Source organism: Vibrio sp. CB1-5, assembly GCF_059412285.1.
In genome coordinates, this window is record NZ_JBJHPB010000009.1 from 37,369 (window position 1) to 56,184 (window position 18,816).

Annotated in this window: 12 protein-coding genes; 9 read left to right on the forward strand and 3 right to left on the reverse strand. The window is 46.8% G+C overall.

Features of this window, described 5'->3' with window-relative positions; all coding sequences use genetic code 11:
* The first annotated feature begins 33 nt into the window (after window positions 1-33).
* The 3 genes from aceE to lpdA all read left to right on the forward strand — a co-directional run bounded on the left by aceE (window position 34) and on the right by lpdA (window position 6,444).
* Entirely contained in the window at window positions 34-2,712 is a 2,679-nt protein-coding gene (aceE, locus tag ACJB0T_RS08845) for a pyruvate dehydrogenase (acetyl-transferring), homodimeric type (protein ID WP_479288701.1), read from the forward strand.
* 30 nt (window positions 2,713-2,742) lie between these two features.
* Window positions 2,743-4,647: a pyruvate dehydrogenase complex dihydrolipoyllysine-residue acetyltransferase gene (aceF, locus tag ACJB0T_RS08850; protein ID WP_479288702.1), complete on the forward strand. Its 1,905-nt coding sequence runs from the start codon at window positions 2,743-2,745 to the stop codon at window positions 4,645-4,647.
* A gap of 369 nt (window positions 4,648-5,016) precedes the next feature.
* Window positions 5,017-6,444 carry a dihydrolipoyl dehydrogenase gene (gene lpdA, locus ACJB0T_RS08855; protein WP_042501075.1) on the forward strand — a complete coding sequence of 476 codons (1,428 nt, stop codon included), beginning with the start codon at window positions 5,017-5,019 and terminating at the stop codon, window positions 6,442-6,444.
* Between the two features lie 131 nt (window positions 6,445-6,575).
* On the opposite strand, the gene ACJB0T_RS08860 is transcribed toward lpdA, so the two are convergent.
* Entirely contained in the window at window positions 6,576-7,202 is a 627-nt protein-coding gene (locus ACJB0T_RS08860; protein ID WP_479288703.1) for a LuxR/HapR/OpaR family quorum-sensing transcriptional regulator, read from the reverse strand.
* A gap of 515 nt (window positions 7,203-7,717) precedes the next feature.
* On the opposite strand from ACJB0T_RS08860, the gene hpt reads away from it, so the two are divergent.
* Window positions 7,718-8,248, forward strand: coding sequence for a hypoxanthine phosphoribosyltransferase (hpt, locus tag ACJB0T_RS08865; RefSeq protein ID WP_042501080.1), 531 nt, complete (start codon window positions 7,718-7,720; stop codon window positions 8,246-8,248).
* Window positions 8,249-8,305: 57 nt separating this feature from the next.
* Here the strand turns inward: hpt and can are convergent, their stop codons facing one another.
* On the reverse strand, window positions 8,306-8,956 hold the full coding sequence (can, locus tag ACJB0T_RS08870) for a carbonate dehydratase (RefSeq protein WP_479288704.1): 651 nt from the start codon (window positions 8,954-8,956) through the stop codon (window positions 8,306-8,308).
* Window positions 8,957-9,189: 233 nt separating this feature from the next.
* On the opposite strand from can, the gene ACJB0T_RS08875 reads away from it, so the two are divergent.
* The 5 genes from ACJB0T_RS08875 (at window position 9,190) to hldE (ending at window position 17,238) form a co-directional block, all read left to right on the forward strand.
* Window positions 9,190-10,836: a SulP family inorganic anion transporter gene (locus ACJB0T_RS08875; protein WP_479288705.1), complete on the forward strand. Its 1,647-nt coding sequence runs from the start codon at window positions 9,190-9,192 to the stop codon at window positions 10,834-10,836.
* 180 nt (window positions 10,837-11,016) lie between these two features.
* Window positions 11,017-11,937, forward strand: a complete 921-nt coding sequence (locus ACJB0T_RS08880; RefSeq protein ID WP_479288706.1) for an ABC transporter ATP-binding protein — start codon at window positions 11,017-11,019, stop codon at window positions 11,935-11,937.
* Window positions 11,938-11,942: 5 nt separating this feature from the next.
* Window positions 11,943-12,713, forward strand: a complete 771-nt coding sequence (locus tag ACJB0T_RS08885) for an ABC transporter permease (protein ID WP_112459491.1) — start codon at window positions 11,943-11,945, stop codon at window positions 12,711-12,713.
* Window positions 12,714-12,813: 100 nt separating this feature from the next.
* Window positions 12,814-15,669, forward strand: a complete 2,856-nt coding sequence (gene glnE, locus ACJB0T_RS08890) for a bifunctional [glutamate--ammonia ligase]-adenylyl-L-tyrosine phosphorylase/[glutamate--ammonia-ligase] adenylyltransferase (protein WP_479288707.1) — start codon at window positions 12,814-12,816, stop codon at window positions 15,667-15,669.
* Window positions 15,670-15,807: 138 nt separating this feature from the next.
* A complete protein-coding gene (hldE, locus tag ACJB0T_RS08895; RefSeq protein WP_479288708.1) occupies window positions 15,808-17,238 on the forward strand; it encodes a bifunctional D-glycero-beta-D-manno-heptose-7-phosphate kinase/D-glycero-beta-D-manno-heptose 1-phosphate adenylyltransferase HldE in 1,431 nt (476 codons plus the stop codon).
* Window positions 17,239-17,307: 69 nt separating this feature from the next.
* Here the strand turns inward: hldE and tolC are convergent, their stop codons facing one another.
* Window positions 17,308-18,627, reverse strand: coding sequence for an outer membrane channel protein TolC (tolC, locus tag ACJB0T_RS08900; RefSeq protein ID WP_479288709.1), 1,320 nt, complete (start codon window positions 18,625-18,627; stop codon window positions 17,308-17,310).
* Window positions 18,628-18,816: the final 189 nt, after the last annotated feature.

The window sequence follows — 18,816 nt, forward strand, 5'->3', positions numbered from 1 at the left end:
AAGTAGATCCAACCAACAGAAGGATAGATCGCCATGTCTGACATGAAGCATGACGTAGATGCACTGGAAACTCAAGATTGGCTTCAAGCACTTGAGTCCGTTGTTCGTGAAGAAGGTGTAGAACGTGCACAATTTCTACTAGAAACTGTTCTAGAGAAAGCTCGTTTAGATGGCGTTGATATGCCAACAGGTATCAACACTAACTACATCAACACCATTCCAGCAGCTCAAGAACCAGCATACCCGGGTGATACCACACTTGAGCGTCGTATTCGTTCGATTATTCGCTGGAACGCAATCATGATCGTATTGCGTGCTTCTAAGAAAGACCTAGACCTTGGTGGTCACATGGCTTCTTACCAGTCTGCAGCGGCATTCTACGAAGTTTGTTTCAACCACTTCTTCCGTGCTCCAAACGAGACGGACGGTGGCGATCTGGTTTACTACCAAGGCCACATCTCTCCGGGTATCTACTCTCGTGCGTTCGTTGAAGGCCGCCTAACTGAAGAGCAGCTAGACAACTTCCGTCAAGAAGTAGACGGTAAAGGTGTTCCTTCATACCCGCACCCTAAGTTGATGCCTGAATTCTGGCAATTCCCAACAGTATCTATGGGTCTTGGTCCAATTTCTGCTATCTATCAAGCGCGCTTCCTTAAGTACCTAAATGGTCGTGGCCTTAAAGATACATCTGCTCAACGCGTATACGCCTTCCTAGGTGACGGTGAGATGGATGAGCCAGAATCACGTGGTGCTATTTCTTTCGCTGCGCGTGAGAAGCTAGACAACCTATGTTTCCTAATCAACTGTAACCTACAGCGTCTAGATGGCCCTGTAATGGGTAACGGTAAGATCATTCAAGAGCTTGAAGGTCTATTTAAAGGTGCTGGCTGGAACGTAGTGAAAGTTATCTGGGGTAACAACTGGGACGCACTACTGGCCAAAGATACGACGGGTAAGCTTCTGCAGCTTATGAACGAAACGATCGATGGCGACTACCAAACATTCAAATCTAAAGATGGTGCATACGTACGTGAGCACTTCTTTGGTAAGTACCCAGAGACAGCTGCACTTGTTGCAGACATGACTGACGACCAGATCTTCGAATTGAAGCGTGGTGGTCACGACTCTTCTAAACTGTTTGCTGCGTTTAACAATGCAAAAGAAACAGGCGGTAAGCCGACAGTAATCCTAGCTAAGACCGTTAAAGGTTACGGCATGGGTGAAGCTGCTGAAGGTAAAAATATTGCCCACGGCGTTAAGAAGATGGACATGACGCACGTACAATACCTGCGTGATCGTCTAGGCCTGCAAGATCTGCTATCTGATGAGAAAGTGGCTGAGCTACCGTATCTTAAACTTGAAGAAGGCAGCGCTGAGTACGAATACTTACACGCTCGTCGTAAAGCCCTAAAAGGTTACACGCCAGCTCGTCTACCGAAATTCACTCAAGACTTCAAAGTACCTGAACTAGAAGAGTTTGCTCCTCTACTAGGTGCTCAGAAGCGTGAAATTTCAACGACTATGGCTTACGTTCGTACATTGAACATCCTGCTTAAAGATAAGAACATTGGTAAGAACATTGTTCCTATTATCTGTGATGAAGCGCGTACGTTCGGTATGGAAGGCCTATTCCGTCAGGTTGGTATTTACAACCCACACGGTCAAGAATACACACCTGAAGATAAAGGCATTGTTTCTTACTACAAAGAAGCAACGTCTGGTCAAGTTCTTCAAGAAGGTATCAACGAACTAGGTTCAATGGCATCTTGGGTTGCTGCTGCTACTTCTTACAGCACAAACGATCTGCCAATGATTCCGTTCTACATCTACTACTCAATGTTCGGTTTCCAACGTATTGGTGACATGGCATGGCTAGCAGGTGACCAACAAGCTCGTGGCTTCCTACTAGGTGCTACAGCTGGTCGTACAACACTGAACGGTGAAGGTCTACAGCACGAAGATGGTCACTCGCACATCCAAGCGAACACTATCCCTAACTGTATCTCTTACGACCCAACATTTGCTTACGAGCTAGCAGTCATCATGCAAGACGGTATCCGTCGTATGTACGGCCCTGAGCAAGAAAACATTTACTACTACCTAACCGTAATGAATGAAAACTACGCGATGCCAGCAATGCCAGAAGGCGCTGAAGAAGGTATCCGTAAAGGTATCTACAAGCTTGAGTCTCACCTTCCTCAAGGTGAACAGGCTGCTAAGGGTAAAGTTCAGCTAATGAGCTCTGGTACTATCATGAACGAAGTACGTAAAGCTGCGACTATCCTAAGCGAAGAGTACGGCGTAGCGTCAGATGTATTCTCGGTAACATCGTTCAACGAATTGACTCGTGACGGTCAAGATGCAGAGCGCTTCAACATGCTTCACCCAGAAGCGGAAGAGAAAGTACCGTACATCTCAACCGTTCTTGGTAAAGAGCCAGCAATTGCTGCGACGGATTACATGAAGAACTACGCTGAGCAAGTACGTGCATTCATGCCTACTGAGTCTTACAAAGTACTTGGTACCGATGGTTACGGCCGTTCAGACAGCCGTGAAAACCTACGTCGTCACTTCGAAGTGAACGCAGGCTACGTGGTAGTTGCAGCGCTAACTGAACTAGCGAAGCGCGGTGATGTTGAGAAGTCTGTTGTGACTGAAGCAATTGCTAAGTTCAACATCGACACTGAAAAAACTAACCCACTTTACGCTTAATACAGCGCTTAATTAGAAGGTAAATAAGCAATGGCAATCGAAATTAATGTACCTGACATCGGTGCGGATGAGGTTGAAGTTACTGAGATTCTTGTAAGCGTTGGCGACAGGGTGGAAGAAGAGCAGTCTTTAATCACTGTTGAAGGCGACAAGGCTTCTATGGAAGTTCCAGCGTCTCAAGCAGGTATCGTTAAAGAAATCAAAGTAGCGGAAGGCGATTCTGTTACTACTGGTTCTCTAATTATGATTTTCGAAGCCGAGGGTGCAGCAGCTGCTGCACCTGCTCCTGCGGCGGAAGCGGCTCCAGCAGCGGCTCCAGCTCCAGCGGCAGCGGCTGAACTTAAAGAAGTTCACGTTCCAGATATCGGTGGCGACGAAGTAGAAGTGACTGAAATCATGGTTAAAGTTGGCGATGCAGTAGAAGAAGAGCAATCTCTTCTAACTGTAGAAGGCGACAAAGCTTCTATGGAAGTACCAGCTCCATTTGCAGGTACGGTTAAAGAGATCAAGATTGCTGAAGGTGATTCAGTAACGACTGGTTCTCTTGTGATGGTATTCGAAGTAGCAGGTTCTGGTGCGCCAGCAGCTGCTACTGCAGTTGAAGCGGCTCCAGCAGCAGCTCCTGCGGCGTCTGCTGAAAAAGAAGTTAACGTTCCAGATATCGGCGGTGACGAAGTAGAAGTTACTGAGATCATGGTTAAAGTTGGCGATACAGTAGAAGAAGAGCAATCTCTAATTACTGTAGAAGGTGACAAAGCTTCTATGGAAGTACCAGCACCATTCGCTGGCACAGTTAAAGAGATCAAGATTGCTGAAGGTGATTCAGTAACCACTGGCTCTCTAATCATGGTATTTGAAGTGGCCGGCACTGCGGTAGCTGGTTCAGCTCCAGCTGCAACAGCGGCTCCTTCGGCAGCAGCTCCGGCACCTGCCGCTGCTCCAGCTGCTCCTGTAGCAAAAGCTGAAGCAGCACCACAAGCGAACGACTTCCAAGAAAACAACGACTACGCACACGCGTCTCCTGTTGTTCGTCGTCTAGCTCGCGAATTTGGCGTTAACCTCTCTAAGGTTAAAGGTACTGGCCGTAAGAGCCGTATCCTTAAAGAAGACGTTCAGTCTTACGTTAAAGATGCACTTAAGCGTCTTGAGTCTGGTGCTGCGGCAGCTGGCAAAGGCGGTGACGGCTCTGCTCTTGGTCTACTACCTTGGCCGAAGGTTGACTTCAGCAAGTTTGGTGAGACTGAAGTTCAGAAGCTTTCTAAGATCAAGAAGATCTCTGGTGCTAACCTACACCGTAACTGGGTAATGATCCCGCACGTTACACAGTGGGACAACGCAGATATCACAGCCCTAGAAGCGTTCCGTAAAGAGCAAAACGCTATCGAAGCGAAGAAAGATTCAGGTATGAAGATCACGCCACTTGTGTTCATCATGAAAGCGGTTGCGAAAGCACTTGAAGCCTTCCCTGCGTTTAATTCTTCTCTATCTGAAGATGGCGAGAGCATCATTCTTAAGAAATACGTGAACGTTGGTATCGCAGTGGATACGCCAAACGGTCTTGTTGTTCCTGTATTTAAAGACGTGAACAAGAAAGGCATTTACGAGCTATCTGAAGAGCTAATGGTTATCTCTAAGAAAGCACGTTCAGGCAAGCTAACTGCAGCTGATATGCAAGGTGGCTGTTTCACTATCTCAAGTCTAGGCGGCATCGGTGGTACTGCATTTACTCCTATCGTAAATGCACCTGAAGTTGGTATCCTTGGTGTGTCTAAGTCTGAAATGAAGCCAGTATGGAACGGTAAAGAATTTGAGCCGCGCCTACAGCTGCCACTTTCACTATCTTATGATCACCGTGTGATTGACGGTGCGGAAGGTGCACGTTTCATTACTTATCTAAACAGCTGCTTGAGCGATATTCGTCGCTTGGTACTTTAAAGTAGCTGACCCCCTCTAGCTCCCCCTTATAAAGGGAGAGAACCGACGGCTCGCTCCTGACGTCGCATCGCCTTTTCAAACAAGCGATGCGCAGCGAGCCTAAGTGCCTCCCCTTAATAAGGGGAGGCTAGGAGGGGTAAAAAACCAAATTCATACAACAATTCCCCGTGAATTGTCGTCTAGCTCACAGGCTAAATTGATTTACTTTTCACACCATTAACATCTCTGTAAAATGTTGGCGGTCTGAAATCATAAATATTTAAACTCATTACGCTTTAAACGTTGTCATAAGGCGTTTAAGCAAAGTTTATAAAAAAGAAAATCAATACCCACTCAGCCTGTTAGGGATAATGACTACAAGAGGTCAAAATGAGCAAAGAAATTAAAGCCCAAGTTGTTGTACTTGGTTCTGGTCCTGCTGGTTACTCTGCCGCATTCCGTTGTGCAGACCTAGGTCTTGAAACTGTTCTTATCGAACGTTATAGCACCCTAGGTGGTGTTTGTCTGAATGTGGGTTGTATCCCATCTAAAGCACTTCTTCACGTTTCAAAAGTTATCGAAGAAGCTAAAGCAATGGCTGAACATGGTGTTGTTTTCGGTGAGCCACAAACAGACATCAACAAAATCCGTATCTGGAAAGAGAAGGTTGTAAACCAGCTAACTGGTGGTCTTGGCGGTATGGCTAAGATGCGTAAAGTTAACATCGTTAATGGTTACGGTAAGTTCACAGGTCCTAACTCTATCCTTGTTGAAGGTGAAGGCGAGTCAACAACAGTCACGTTTGACAACGCAATCATCGCAGCAGGTTCTCGTCCGATCAAACTGCCATTCATTCCACACGAAGATCCACGCATTTGGGACTCAACTGACGCTCTTGAGCTAAAAGAAGTACCAGGAAAACTGCTTATCATGGGTGGTGGTATCATCGGTCTAGAAATGGCAACGGTTTACCATTCTCTAGGTTCTAAAGTTGACGTCGTTGAGATGTTTGACCAGCTTATCCCTGCTGCGGATAAAGACATGGTTAAGGTCTACACCAAGCGCATTAAGAACAAGTTCAACTTGATGCTTGAGACTAAAGTAACAGCCGTTGAAGCGAAAGAAGACGGTATTTACGTTTCAATGGAAGGCAAAAAAGCCCCTGCTGAAGCTGAGCGTTACGATGCAGTTCTCGTTGCTATCGGTCGTGTGCCAAACGGCAAGCTGCTTGATGCAGAGAAAGCGGGTATTGAGGTGGATGAGCGCGGCTTTATCAATGTTGATAAGCAAATGCGCACTAACGTTCCACACATTCACGCTATCGGTGACATCGTTGGTCAGCCAATGCTTGCTCACAAAGGTGTGCATGAAGGTCACGTAGCGGCTGAGGTTATCTCTGGTAAGAAGCACTACTTTGACCCGAAAGTGATTCCTTCAATTGCTTACACTGAGCCAGAAGTGGCATGGGTTGGTAAGACAGAAAAAGAAGCGAAAGCAGAAGGTATTAACTACGAAGTGGCGACATTCCCATGGGCTGCATCTGGCCGAGCTATCGCGTCTGACTGTGCTGATGGTATGACTAAGCTTATCTTTGATAAAGAGTCGCACCGTGTTATTGGTGGTGCTATCGTCGGTACTAACGGTGGTGAACTGCTTGGTGAAATCGGTCTAGCGATCGAGATGGGTTGTGATGCAGAAGATATCGCTCTGACTATCCACGCTCACCCAACACTACACGAATCTGTAGGTCTTGCAGCAGAAGTATTTGAAGGCACCATCACTGACCTTCCAAATGCTAAAGCGAAGAAAAAGAAGTAAGATCTGAATAAATAAAAAAACGGCCAGTAGCAATACTGGCCGTTTTTTTATTGTCTTGATTTATCGCTTTGAACTGTCGCTTCTATTTGCGCTAGGCAAGTAGCTAGCGAGGTTCTAGTGCGATGAGCAAACTATGATGCGTGCGCTTCACCGGTGTTATAAATACAAACCATGTCCATATAGCAATCAGTGAGTGATTTTACGGTGTCGCTATCGTTCGTGCGCATTGCTTCTACAAATAGTGAGTAGCAGAGGCCGTGGAATAGGCTAGTGAGGTGTTTTGGATTGTGGTGTGGGCAAACTTCACCGCGTTCAATGGCCTTAATGAACATGTTTTCAATTAGAGCTTGGCTGGTTTTGTTCGAGCTAACGAATAATGGCCAAACTTCATCGCGTGTCGATGCGCTCCACTCGAACCACACCTTATTCCAGTGACAACCTTCAACGGCCATATCGACCACACCATCTAGGATATTGACCAAGTTCTCTTTGATGTTGACATCAAGATCGATGGTGTTCGATAGAAAGTTAGAATACTGACAGACTACATGGTTAAGTACTTCATCCACTAAGTCTTCACGCGTTGGGAAGTAGTTGAATACTGTTGCCACAGAAACCTGTGCTATTTCTGCGATATCGGCGTGTCCCCCGCGTCCAATGCCGCGCTTTGCGAATACTTCAAGCGCAATCTCCATAAGCTGTAGCTTGCGCTTTTGCGGAGACAGACGAGTCCTAGGTCTTTTTACTATAGAGTCCATATTGTTTTTCCTTGCCAACGAATGTCGAGGTGGTGACTTTTTATTAGTCGCCTTGCTCCTCGTTTATTATGAGTCAGCCATTTCACATGACGGAAAACCACATAAACCCTTCGACCGATGACGTTATACCAGCCTTTGCAGGGTTATTTCCAAAATGGAAATTAACTGCTCCTATTTTTCTAGTTATAAATAAGTGTAATGGTGCATATGTTAATGGTCAATAGTCATGCACTGATAATTATCATAATTAAGAGTAATTTATCTGCGTATCACATTTTGTTGTGAAATTAATAAAATATTTCAACAGAAGTCGTTAACAGTGGAGCGGTTATTGTTGTTGCTACAAAGGACTATGAACATGCTGTGGGTTTTTATCGGACGGTATAAAGTGATACTATTGCGCGCAAATTGACAGGCATGCCTAGGCGAGCGACTTTATCTTGATGTTTTATACTCTATCAAGGTGCGCGGTCATGGCTGCGTTTGTTCTACCCACATACAACATCGAGATAGATATGAAACATACTGTAGAAGTCATGATCTCTGAGCAAGAAGTTCATGAGCGCGTACAAGTGTTAGGCAAAGCCATCACCGAACATTACCAAGGCAGCGAAGATCTAGTGATGGTCGGTTTGCTTCGTGGCTCATTTGTGTTTATGGCGGATCTGGCGCGTGCGATTGATTTGACCCACTGCGTGGACTTCATGACCGCTTCTAGCTACGGCAATACGATGGAAAGCTCTCGCGATGTGCGCATTCTTAAAGATCTTGATGATGACATTAAAGGCAAAGACGTACTGCTAGTTGAAGACATTATCGATACAGGTAACACGCTAAACAAAGTGAAAGAGATTCTGTCACTGCGCGAGCCTAAGTCTATCGAGATTTGTACGCTTCTGGATAAGCCTTCTCGCCGTGAAGTGGACGTTGATGTTAAGTGGATTGGTTTTGAGATCCCAGACGAGTTTGTTGTGGGCGTGGGAATCGATTACGCTCAGAAATATCGTCACCTGCCATACATTGGCAAGGTAGTACCTCAAGAGTAATCTCTCGATTAATTAAAAAAGCCCACAAGTGGGCTTTTTTGATTCGGTGTGGGCTTATCATTCAGCTTCGAGGATTGCTTGCATTGCCGTTTGGTAGTTTGCTTCCAATGTTTCGCGACTTGAGCAACGAACACCTAGATCTTCCAGTTTGCCATCACCAATACCATAAACCACACCGTGCACTTCTACGTCTTGGCCTCTTTCCCAAGCATTTTGCAGAATCGTTGAGTTGCCAAGGTTGTACACCTGTTCAGCAACGTTGATCTCGCATAGCTTGTCACCCCACGCTTCACGTGGCAGTTCATTTAAGAAATTGCGGTGCTTAAGGTATAGATCGCGAATGTGCAGAAGCCAGTTATTGATAAGACCCAATTGAGGGTTGTCTATCGCCGCATTCACGCCACCACAACCGTAGTGACCACACACGATAATGTGTTTCACCTTAAGTACGTCAACCGCGTATTGCACCACGGACAAGCAGTTTAAGTCGGTATGAATGACTTGGTTAGCCACGTTTCGATGAACAAAAAGTTCACCTGAATACAAACCTGTTAGTCGCTCTGCTGGGACTCGGCTATCGGAACAACCGATCCAAAGAAAACCCGGGCTTTGCCCCTCTTCAAGCTTAGCGAAATACTCTGGGCGCTCAGAGGTGATCTCTTGCGACCATTTTGAGTTGTTGTCAAAAAGTTGTTTGATTTCCGGCATGGTACTTCCCTTCAATAATTCGCCACACTATACACAATGTTACAAATTGAATCTCGTTAAAAAGTGTCTCAAATTTACTCATCTGACGTGTTCTTGCACGTAAAATCAGCCACTTAACGATTGCGTGACAAATTGTCATAACTTATGTCGAATGAGTAGTAGTTAATAAATATTCACTCGTCGTCACATTTGTTAACCTGAGTCAATTTTTTGGTTATTTTTCAGGGATAGTAATGAAGTTAGGACGTCGTTTTGAAGATATTAACCTAAAAGGAGATCTGTTTGGTGGTGTGACCACCGCGATTATCTCTTTGCCACTTGCGCTCGCATTTGGTGTTGCTTCTGGAGCAGGCGCTGAAGCGGGTTTATGGGGCGCGATCATGGTTGGCTTGTTCGCCGCACTCTTTGGTGGTTCGTCGACTTTGATCTCTGAGCCAACCGGCCCAATGACGGTGATCATGACCGCAGTACTCACCAGCATGATGGCCAAGTATCCGGAAACGGGACTCGCCATGACCTTTACAGTTGTCATGATGGCGGGAGCGTTTCAGATACTGCTAGGGACGCTCAAGCTTGGCAAGTACGTCACCTTGATGCCATACAGTGTGGTATCAGGCTTTATGTCAGGGATTGGCGTGATACTAATTATATTGCAGTTGGCGCCATTGCTTGGGCAAGCAGCGCCTTCTGGTGGAGTGATTGGTACCCTAACTGCGCTGCCAGATCTGCTTGCCAATATTGATTTCGCCGAGCTACTACTTGGCGCTCTAACGCTAGCGATTTTGTTTCTTTTACCTAAGAAATATCGCCAACATGTTCCACCGCAGTTGGTGGCACTGGTGGCAGTGACACTGTTGTCCGTACTGGTGTTCGACGATGGGTCGATTCGCCGCATAGGTGAGATCCCTGCGGGCTTACCGTCATTGGTAATGCCGCACTTCAATGCCGAAATGTTCACTGAGATGGTGATAGATGCTCTGGTACTTGGCACGCTAGGTTGTATCGATACTCTGCTTACTGCAGTTATCGGTGACTCATTGACTCGTAAAGAGCACGATTCAGATAAAGAGCTACGTGGTCAGGGGCTTGCTAACTTACTGGCGGGTTTGTTTGGAGCACTACCCGGTGCAGGCGCGACAATGGGAACCGTGACCAACATTCAAGTGGGTGCGCGCTCCCCTCTCTCTGGTGTAATACGCGCCTTGGTTTTGATGCTGGTGGTATTGGTTGCCAGTGGATTAACAGAGCCAATCCCGATGGCAGTGTTGGCCGGTATCGCTGTCTACGTCGGTTTCAATATCTTGGATTGGAGTTTCATTCAGCGAGCTCACAAAGTGAGTATCCCGGGTATGGCTATCATGTATGGTGTGATGCTTCTGACAGTGTTTGTCGACTTGATTGTTGCGGTCGGACTTGGCGTATTCATCTCAAACATCATCATTATCGAGCGTTTGAGCCGCGAGCAAGCTAGGCAGGTAAAAGCCATTAGTGATGCCGATGATGACGATGTACCACTGACGGATACGGAAAAAGCACTGCTTGATAAGTCGCAAGGTAAAGTGCTGTTTTTCTATTTGTCGGGACCGATGATCTTCAGTGTATCGAAAGCGATCTCTAGGCAGCACTCGAGCATTGCTGATTATCAAGCGATGATCCTCGACTTGACTGATGTGCCTATGATTGATGTAACAGTTGGTTTGGCATTGGAAAATGCGATTAAGGATGCGCAAGATGCTCACTGTCATGTGTATTTACTCTGCCCACACGATAAGATCCGTCAGCAACTTGATAAATTCCACGTTATCGATTTGGTGCCAGATGACAATATCTTCATTCAACGTGAAGCGGCTTTAGAGGCGGCACATGTAGTGACGGCATAGAGACAGGTAACGTTCCAGAAAAGCGAGTGCTGATTTATCACACTCGCTTTTTTTATATTCATTTTTGCTAATTGACTTGAAAACTGGTGCAGCAATCATCATCTGTAGTACCATCAAAGAACTTTTCGGTATTGATGGAAATATTCCAGTTTCTATCAAGGCAGATTTTGGAAACGAGCTATGGTCGCATTAGAAATAGAACAGCTTAAAAAAACATACGCCGGTGGCTTCGAAGCGCTTAAGGGTGTGAGCCTGACCGTTGAGCAAGGTGACTTTTACGCATTGCTTGGGCCTAACGGAGCAGGGAAGTCGACCACCATCGGCATCATTACTTCATTGGTCAACAAAACCTCAGGCAAAGTGAGCGTGTTTGGTCATGATATCGATAAAGAACTTGAGCTCGCAAAGCAGCAACTGGGTTTGGTGCCACAAGAATTTAACTTCAACCAGTTTGAAACGGTGGAGCAAATTGTCCTCCAGCAAGCGGGTTACTATGGGGTGTCGAAAGACGTCGCTAAACAAAGGGCGCAGAAGTATCTATCTCAGCTTGATTTGTGGGAAAAGCGCAGCGAGCGCGCTCGCAATCTATCGGGCGGGATGAAGCGTCGCCTGATGATAGCTCGCGCCTTGATGCATGAGCCTAAACTGCTGATCTTGGATGAGCCAACCGCTGGGGTAGATATCGAGCTGCGCCGCTCAATGTGGAACTTTCTAAAAGAGATAAATCGTCAAGGTATCACCATCATTTTGACGACTCACTACCTTGAAGAAGCGGAGTTGCTGTGTCGTAACATCGGTATTATTCAACGTGGTGAACTGATTGAGAACACGTCGATGAAAGCGCTGCTGAATAAACTGCACGTCGAGACGTTCATTCTAGATATTGAAGCGGATGTAGATATCCCTAAGCTTGAAGGTGTGAATGCGCAGCAACTGGTCAATGGTTCTTTAGAGATTGAAATTGAGAAGACTCAGGGTCTTAACCATATCTTCAGTCAGCTCTCTGACGCTGGCATTAAGGTGTTATCAATGAGAAACAAAGCGAACCGACTTGAAGAGCTGTTTGTCTCCATTGTTCGTGAACAAATGGAGGCAAAATAATGAACATGTATGGTTTGTATTGGACGGCTTTTAAGAGCTTACTGACTAAAGAGATCAATCGCTTTACCCGTATTTGGGTGCAGACGTTGGTTCCGCCAGCGATCACCATGACTTTGTATTTTATTATCTTTGGTAGCCTTATCGGCTCTCGCATCGGCGAGATGAACGGCTTTAGTTACATGGAGTACATAGTACCGGGCCTTATCATGATGTCGGTGATCACTAACTCGTACTCCAACGTTGCGTCTTCCTTCTTTAGTGCGAAGTTCCAGCGCAATATTGAAGAGTTGCTCGTCGCACCGGTACCGAACTACATCATCATCGCTGGCTTTGTGATGGGTGGCGTAGTGCGTGGACTGCTGGTGGGAACTATCGTCACGATTGTATCGCTGCTGTTTGTTGATCTGCGTGTTGAGCATTGGGGCATCATTATTGCGACGGTATTCCTGACCTCTGTGGTCTTTTCACTGGGTGGTCTTATCAATGCTGTCTTTGCCAAAACGTTCGATGATATCTCAATTATTCCCACGTTTGTGCTGACCCCTCTGACTTACCTTGGTGGTGTGTTTTACTCGATTAGTTTGCTGCCTGATTTTTGGCAGGGTGTGTCGAAGATCAATCCTATTGTCTACATGGTGAACGCGTTCCGCTACGGATTTTTGGGTGTGTCGGATGTGGGGATTGTGACATCTTTTGGCGTACTCTTGGCGTTTATCGTGGTACTTTATGGAGTAGCCCATCATCTAGTGACCAAGGGAATTGGCCTGAGAAGCTAAGGCTTTTTTGGCGATTTTCTTATAATCACAGCGACAAGCGAATGAAACAAGTGGTGGCCTCGGTCACCACTTTTGTTATGAGTCGAGACAAGGACGACAAATGCAACTGCCTCCTGAATTACAACAAGACGCTGACAAGGCGTTAGCACAACTCAAAGACACTTATTCCGATTTCTCTCAATGGTCTCAAGAGAGACTGACCCAGTTACAACATGTGACGGCGATGAGCCAGTTCATCACAGAAACTTTGCAGCAAGATCAGACGTTGTTTGAGCAACTGCCAGAGATGCTTGGTGAATCAAGTCGTGAACAGGCATATCGAGAACGCTTAGCGGCCCAACTTTCAGAATGTCAGCAAGAAGCTGACGGTCACCGCGTGCTGCGCCGTTTTCGTAATCGCGAGATGGTCTATATTGCTTGGCGAGATTTTCTCAACGATTGGACGTTGGAACAGAGCTTGAGTCATCTATCGATGTTGGCTGAGGCGATGATCTTTGAGACGTACCAATGGCAATATCAAGCCTGTTGTAATGAGTGGGGCACACCATGTAATGATGCTGGCGAAGCGCAGCCAATGTTGATCATTGGTATGGGTAAGCTTGGTGGTGGCGAGCTTAACTTCTCCTCAGACATCGACCTTATTTTTACCTATCCAGAAAACGGTGAGACGCAAGGTGCTCGCCGATCGATTGCTAATGCTCAGTTTTTCACTCGCCTTGGTCAGCGCATCATAAAGGCGCTTGATCAGCAAACCTTCGATGGTTTCTGCTACCGTGTAGATATGCGCTTGAGGCCATTTGGGGAAAGTGGGCCTTTGGTCATGAGTTACGCCGCTCTGGAAGATTATTATCAAGAGCAGGGGCGTGATTGGGAGCGTTATGCCATGGTTAAAGCTCGGGTGATGGGTCGTGAGATGTACCCTGAATACCAAGAGCTTAGACAGATGCTGCGCCCATTTGTGTTTCGTCGTTACATCGACTTTAGCGCTATCCAATCTTTGCGCCGAATGAAGTCGATGATCAGCAGCGAGGTAAGGCGTCGTGGCCTAGGCAACAATATTAAACTCGGTGCCGGAGGCATTCGTGAGGTCGAGTTTATTGCACAGGTGTTTCAGTTGATCCGCGGTGGCCGTGAGCCAAGTCTGCGTGGTCGAGGACTGCTAGAGACATTAGAGGCCATTGAGACATTGAAGTTGCTTGAGTTAGATGAGGTGAATCAGCTCAGAGAGGGTTACTGCTTCTTGCGCCGTCAGGAGAACCTTCTGCAAGCGATGGCCGACAAACAGACTCAAACGCTTCCAGACAACGAATCGGAACAGCGTAAGCTTGCTTTTGCTATGGGTTTTGACGATTGGCAGAGTATGCTGGGCGCCACTGAGCAGCATATGCTCAACGTCCACAATGTATTTGCCAACTTGATTGGTGAAGATGAAGAAGACGAAGACGTTGACCCAATCGCTAAGCACTTCCATGAGCTTTGGGACATGGTTGGCCGTTCAGAAGTCATCGAACACATTTTGCAGCATGACCTCAATGTGGAAAGTGCTCAAGATAAGTGTGCAACCATTCAGCAGTTCAAAGCCGACCTCGCAAAAAAGACCTTAGGGCCAAGAGGGCGAGAGGTGCTCAACCGATTAATGCCAAAGGTCTTTAGCGCCATCTATAGTCACAAAGACGCTGAATTTGGTTTGCCACGAGTGCTGCATGTTCTGCACCGAATTGTCACCCGCACGACGTACCTAGAGCTGCTTGATGAACATCCAGCGGCGCTGACTCAACTTGTTCGCTTGTGTACCGCGAGCCCGATGATTTCAGAGCAGCTTGGTCGTTACCCAATTCTTCTGGATGAACTTCTCGACCCTGCTCATCTCTACAATCCAGTGCCTTTGGAGTCTTATAAGACCGAACTGCGTGACTACCTAGCTCGCATCCCTGAAGAGGACATGGAGCAGCAAATGGAGGCGCTAAGGCAGTTTAAGCAAACCTGTATCCTTCGAATCGCCGCTGCAGATATTGCGGGCGTACTGCCAGTGATGAAGGTAAGCGATCACTTAACTTTCCTAGCGGAGGCGATTGTTGAGGCGGCTATTAACCAAGCCTGGCAGCAAATGGCAGCCAAGTATGGAGAGCCAACACACCTAAAAGATCGTGGCAGTAAAGGGTTTGCTGTCATTGGCTATGGCAAAGTTGGCGGCTGGGAGCTTGGCTATAATTCAGACTTGGATATCGTATTTATGCACGACTGCCCTGTGAGCGTGTATACCGACGGTAAGAAAGAGATTGATGGTCGTCAGTTCTACCTGCGTTTAGCTCAGCGCATCATACATATCTTCTCGGCACGTACAGCGTCGGGCATCTTGTATGAAGTGGATACCAGATTGCGACCTTCTGGTGCATCAGGGCTTTTAGTAAGTCCAACAGATGCGTTTGATGACTATCAGCACAACGACGCTTGGACTTGGGAGCATCAGGCACTCGTTCGAGCGCGAATGATTTATGGAGACGTTCCATTGGAGAAAGCGTTTAGCGCTACTCGCCACAACATTTTGTGTAAGTCTCGTGATAAAGTCACACTGATCGAGCAAGTGGTCGATATGCGTGAAAAAATGCGTGACCATTTGGGTGGTAAGAAAGCGGGACGCTTTATGCTTAAGCAAGATCCCGGAGGGATCACCGATATTGAGTTTTTGGCTCAGTACCTAGTGCTGCAATACAGCCATGACAAACCAAAACTGACACGTTGGTCCGATAATGTGCGCATCTTCGAATCGATGATGGCGCAAGGGGTAATGGAGGAGGCGCAAGCGATGGCACTGACCCATGCTTACACCACTCTCCGTGATGAAATCCACCATAGGAACCTACTTAACCTCGACGCAGATGTTGTCGAAGATAAGTTTGAATCGGAGAAGGCTATTGTGGTCGGCGCTTGGAATGCATGGCTCGGAACTCGTTAGCGAAAAGCGTGGCTTGTTTTAGTAGTGCAGCGAAGAGTTGTGCTACTATCCCTTCAAAGGCTTACAGCGATATAGCCAACGTAAATTATGATAAGAAGATGCCATGGCATCTTCTTTGTCACTATGTGGAGTACAGAAATGAAACCCATCCTACCGAATTACAGCGATTCTGGCGTATTAATTGTTGGCGATGTGATGCTTGATCGCTACTGGTATGGTCCAACGGGGCGCATCTCACCAGAAGCGCCAGTGCCTGTAGTGAAAGTAGAAAACAACGAAGAGCGTCCGGGTGGTGCTGCAAACGTGGCCATGAACATAGCCTCTCTTGGTGGTCATGCTCACACCATTGGTTTAGTGGGTATGGATGAGCCTGCTAAAGTGCTGACCGAGACTCTGACTTCACTGAAAGTGAAATGTGACTTTGTTGCTTTGCCAGACTACCCAACCATCACCAAACTGCGTGTGTTGAGCCGCGGTCAACAGCTTATCCGTCTCGATTTTGAAGACAAATTTGAGAACACAGATCCAGAGCTGGTACTGGCTAAAATGGAGCAAGCGCTACCCGATGTTCGTGCCGTGATCTTATCGGATTATGCCAAAGGCGCACTAGAACACGTTCAGCGTTATATTCAAAAAGCCAAAGCAGCTGGCGTTCCTGTATTTATTGACCCGAAAGGCGCGGATTTTGAACGCTACCGCGGAGCAACCTTGCTGACACCAAACATGGCTGAGTTTGAGCATGTTGTAGGTAAAGTGAAGAACGAACAAGAGCTGATTGAAAAAGGCAATGCACTTATCGATCAGTTCGACTTTGAAGCACTATTGGTGACGCGAAGCGAGCACGGTATGACCTTGCTACGTCGCGGTCTAGAGCCATTCCATTTACCGACTCAAGCCAAAGAAGTTTATGACGTAACAGGTGCCGGCGATACGGTGATTTCAGTATTGGCGGCATCGGTTGCAGCGGGTAAACCATTGGATGAAGCCTGTGCTCTTGCGAACGCAGCAGCGGGTGTGGTTGTTGGTAAGCTGGGTACGTCAACGCTTTCAACGATTGAACTTGCTGAAGCGGTTCACGGTAGCCAAGACACTGACTTTGGCGTGATTAGTGAGCAAGCACTCATCGAAGCGGTTGCTAAAGCACGCGCAAAAGGCGAAAAGGTAGTCATGACCAATGGTTGCTTTGATATCTTGCACGCTGGCCATGTTTCTTACCTTAACCACGCAGCAGAGCTAGGCGATCGTTTGATTGTAGCGGTCAATACTGATGAATCTGTACGTGCATTGAAAGGGCCCGGTCGTCCAGTCAATCCAACGGATCGCCGTATGGCAGTACTGGCTGGTCTCGGCGCTGTGGATTGGGTGGTTCCGTTTTCGGAAGAGACGCCACGTCGTTTGATCTCTGAAGTGCTTCCATCACTGCTGGTGAAAGGTGGCGATTACAAACCAGAAGAGATAGCTGGTGGTAAAGAAGTGATTGCGGCAGGCGGTGAAGTGAAGGTGCTTAACTTCGAAGATGGCTGCTCAACGACAGAAATCATTGAAGCAATTAAAGGTGGTAGAGGCTAATTTAAGCCTTTATACCAGATAAACAAGAGGGACGCCGAGGCGTCCCTTTTTAGTATTACTGACTATGAGTTAGTTTGCTTTCTTAAGGCCAGCATTGATATCAATGATATCTTGCTCACTCAAAGTACCTACAGATTGACGTAGGTTTAGCACACTGACGATGTAGTCGTAACGAGCATCAGATAGGTTGCTTTCTGCATCGTACAGCGCTTGGGTCGCTTCAAGTACGTCAACGATAGTACGCGTACCCACATCGAAACCGGCTTTGGTTGCTTCCAGTGCCGATTCAGCAGAGACTACCGTCTGCTCAAATGCACGGATAGCACCGATAGAAGAGTTGATATTGTTGTTATTCGCGCGAACGTTACGAACTACTGAGCGGTAAGTTTGCTCTAGCTGCTCACTTGCTTCAACGTATGCAAACTCTGCTTGGCGGGTTTGCGAGGTAATGTTACCACCGGTATATAGAGGTACTGACAGGTTGATACCAGCGTTAAAGGCATTTACGGTCTCGGAAGGAGTACCATAACGACTGTTACTGCTGTTTCTTTCGTTGTCATAGCCATAGCCACCATCAAGAGTAAGCTTAGGTAGGTGACCAGAGCTTGCTAATGTGATGTTGTCTTTTGCGATATCTTGTCCAATGCGAGCAGCTAATAGATCCAAGTTTTTAGACTGAGCTTCTTCTAGGAAGAAGGTCACATTGTTTTGGGGACGTGTTGCTGAGAATCGGTCGGTATCAAGGACATCGATGTTGCTATGCTCTTGGCCTGTGATTTCACGCAGTGCTTCGTATTGGTTCAGTAGGTTGTTTTCTGCAACGACTTCATCGGCTAATACACGGTCATACTGAGCTTGAGCATCGTGAACGTCAGTAATCGCCGATAGGCCTACTTCAAAACGTTGCTTAGTTTGCTCTAGCTGACGAGCTACCGCCGCTTTATTGGCGCGAACCGATTCAAGTGCATCTTTTGAACGTAGCACTTCAAAGTATGCTTGAGCGGTACGAAGGATTAGGGATTGTTGCGCCGCTGCATATTGAGAGTCCGCTTGACGTGCTGTTTTCTCAGCGGTGTCTAGCGTGATCCAGCTTGTACGGTTGTAGAGTTCTTGAGAGAAACCAACGCCAGCCGTTAGGTTTGTGCTGTCCTGAGGGTCAAAGTCAGAAGACGTAAAGTCTAAGCCCGCAGTCAAATTAATTTGTGGTAGAAGTGTTGCACGAGCAGAATTGATCGCTTCAAATGCACGATCACGCTGAGCCGCTGCACGTAGCAACTGAGGATCGTTTTGCTTTGCTTGATCGTAGATCTCGGTTAGGGAGTCGGCCCATGTCGCTGCACTTACGCTTCCTAATGCAGCTGTAATAAAGAGTGGAAGCAGTTTTTTCATTTGTCCTAATCCTGCCTAATACTAATAAAGGTATGATTCACAGTTTAACTTAAACTGGCCGTAATTCACTCGAAACTTTGCACTTTTTTACGCAAGCTCACCAAAAGTTGAGACAAATAATTAACCAGAATCAAATTAATTTTGAATTTTTACGTGAAAAATTGAGCCGTGTCCTTGGTAGTCGCTCTA

Coding starts and splice junctions, on each gene's coding strand:
- hldE (WP_479288708.1), top strand. CDS start 15,808: ATGAAACCCATCCTACCGAATTACAGCGATTCTGGCGTATTAATTGTT.
- ACJB0T_RS08880 (WP_479288706.1), top strand. CDS start 11,017: ATGGTCGCATTAGAAATAGAACAGCTTAAAAAAACATACGCCGGTGGC.
- aceF (WP_479288702.1), top strand. CDS start 2,743: ATGGCAATCGAAATTAATGTACCTGACATCGGTGCGGATGAGGTTGAA.
- lpdA (WP_042501075.1), top strand. CDS start 5,017: ATGAGCAAAGAAATTAAAGCCCAAGTTGTTGTACTTGGTTCTGGTCCT.
- can (WP_479288704.1), bottom strand. CDS start 8,956: ATGCCGGAAATCAAACAACTTTTTGACAACAACTCAAAATGGTCGCAA.
- ACJB0T_RS08885 (WP_112459491.1), top strand. CDS start 11,943: ATGTATGGTTTGTATTGGACGGCTTTTAAGAGCTTACTGACTAAAGAG.
- tolC (WP_479288709.1), bottom strand. CDS start 18,627: ATGAAAAAACTGCTTCCACTCTTTATTACAGCTGCATTAGGAAGCGTA.
- glnE (WP_479288707.1), top strand. CDS start 12,814: ATGCAACTGCCTCCTGAATTACAACAAGACGCTGACAAGGCGTTAGCA.
- ACJB0T_RS08875 (WP_479288705.1), top strand. CDS start 9,190: ATGAAGTTAGGACGTCGTTTTGAAGATATTAACCTAAAAGGAGATCTG.
- aceE (WP_479288701.1), top strand. CDS start 34: ATGTCTGACATGAAGCATGACGTAGATGCACTGGAAACTCAAGATTGG.
- hpt (WP_042501080.1), top strand. CDS start 7,718: ATGAAACATACTGTAGAAGTCATGATCTCTGAGCAAGAAGTTCATGAG.
- ACJB0T_RS08860 (WP_479288703.1), bottom strand. CDS start 7,202: ATGGACTCTATAGTAAAAAGACCTAGGACTCGTCTGTCTCCGCAAAAG.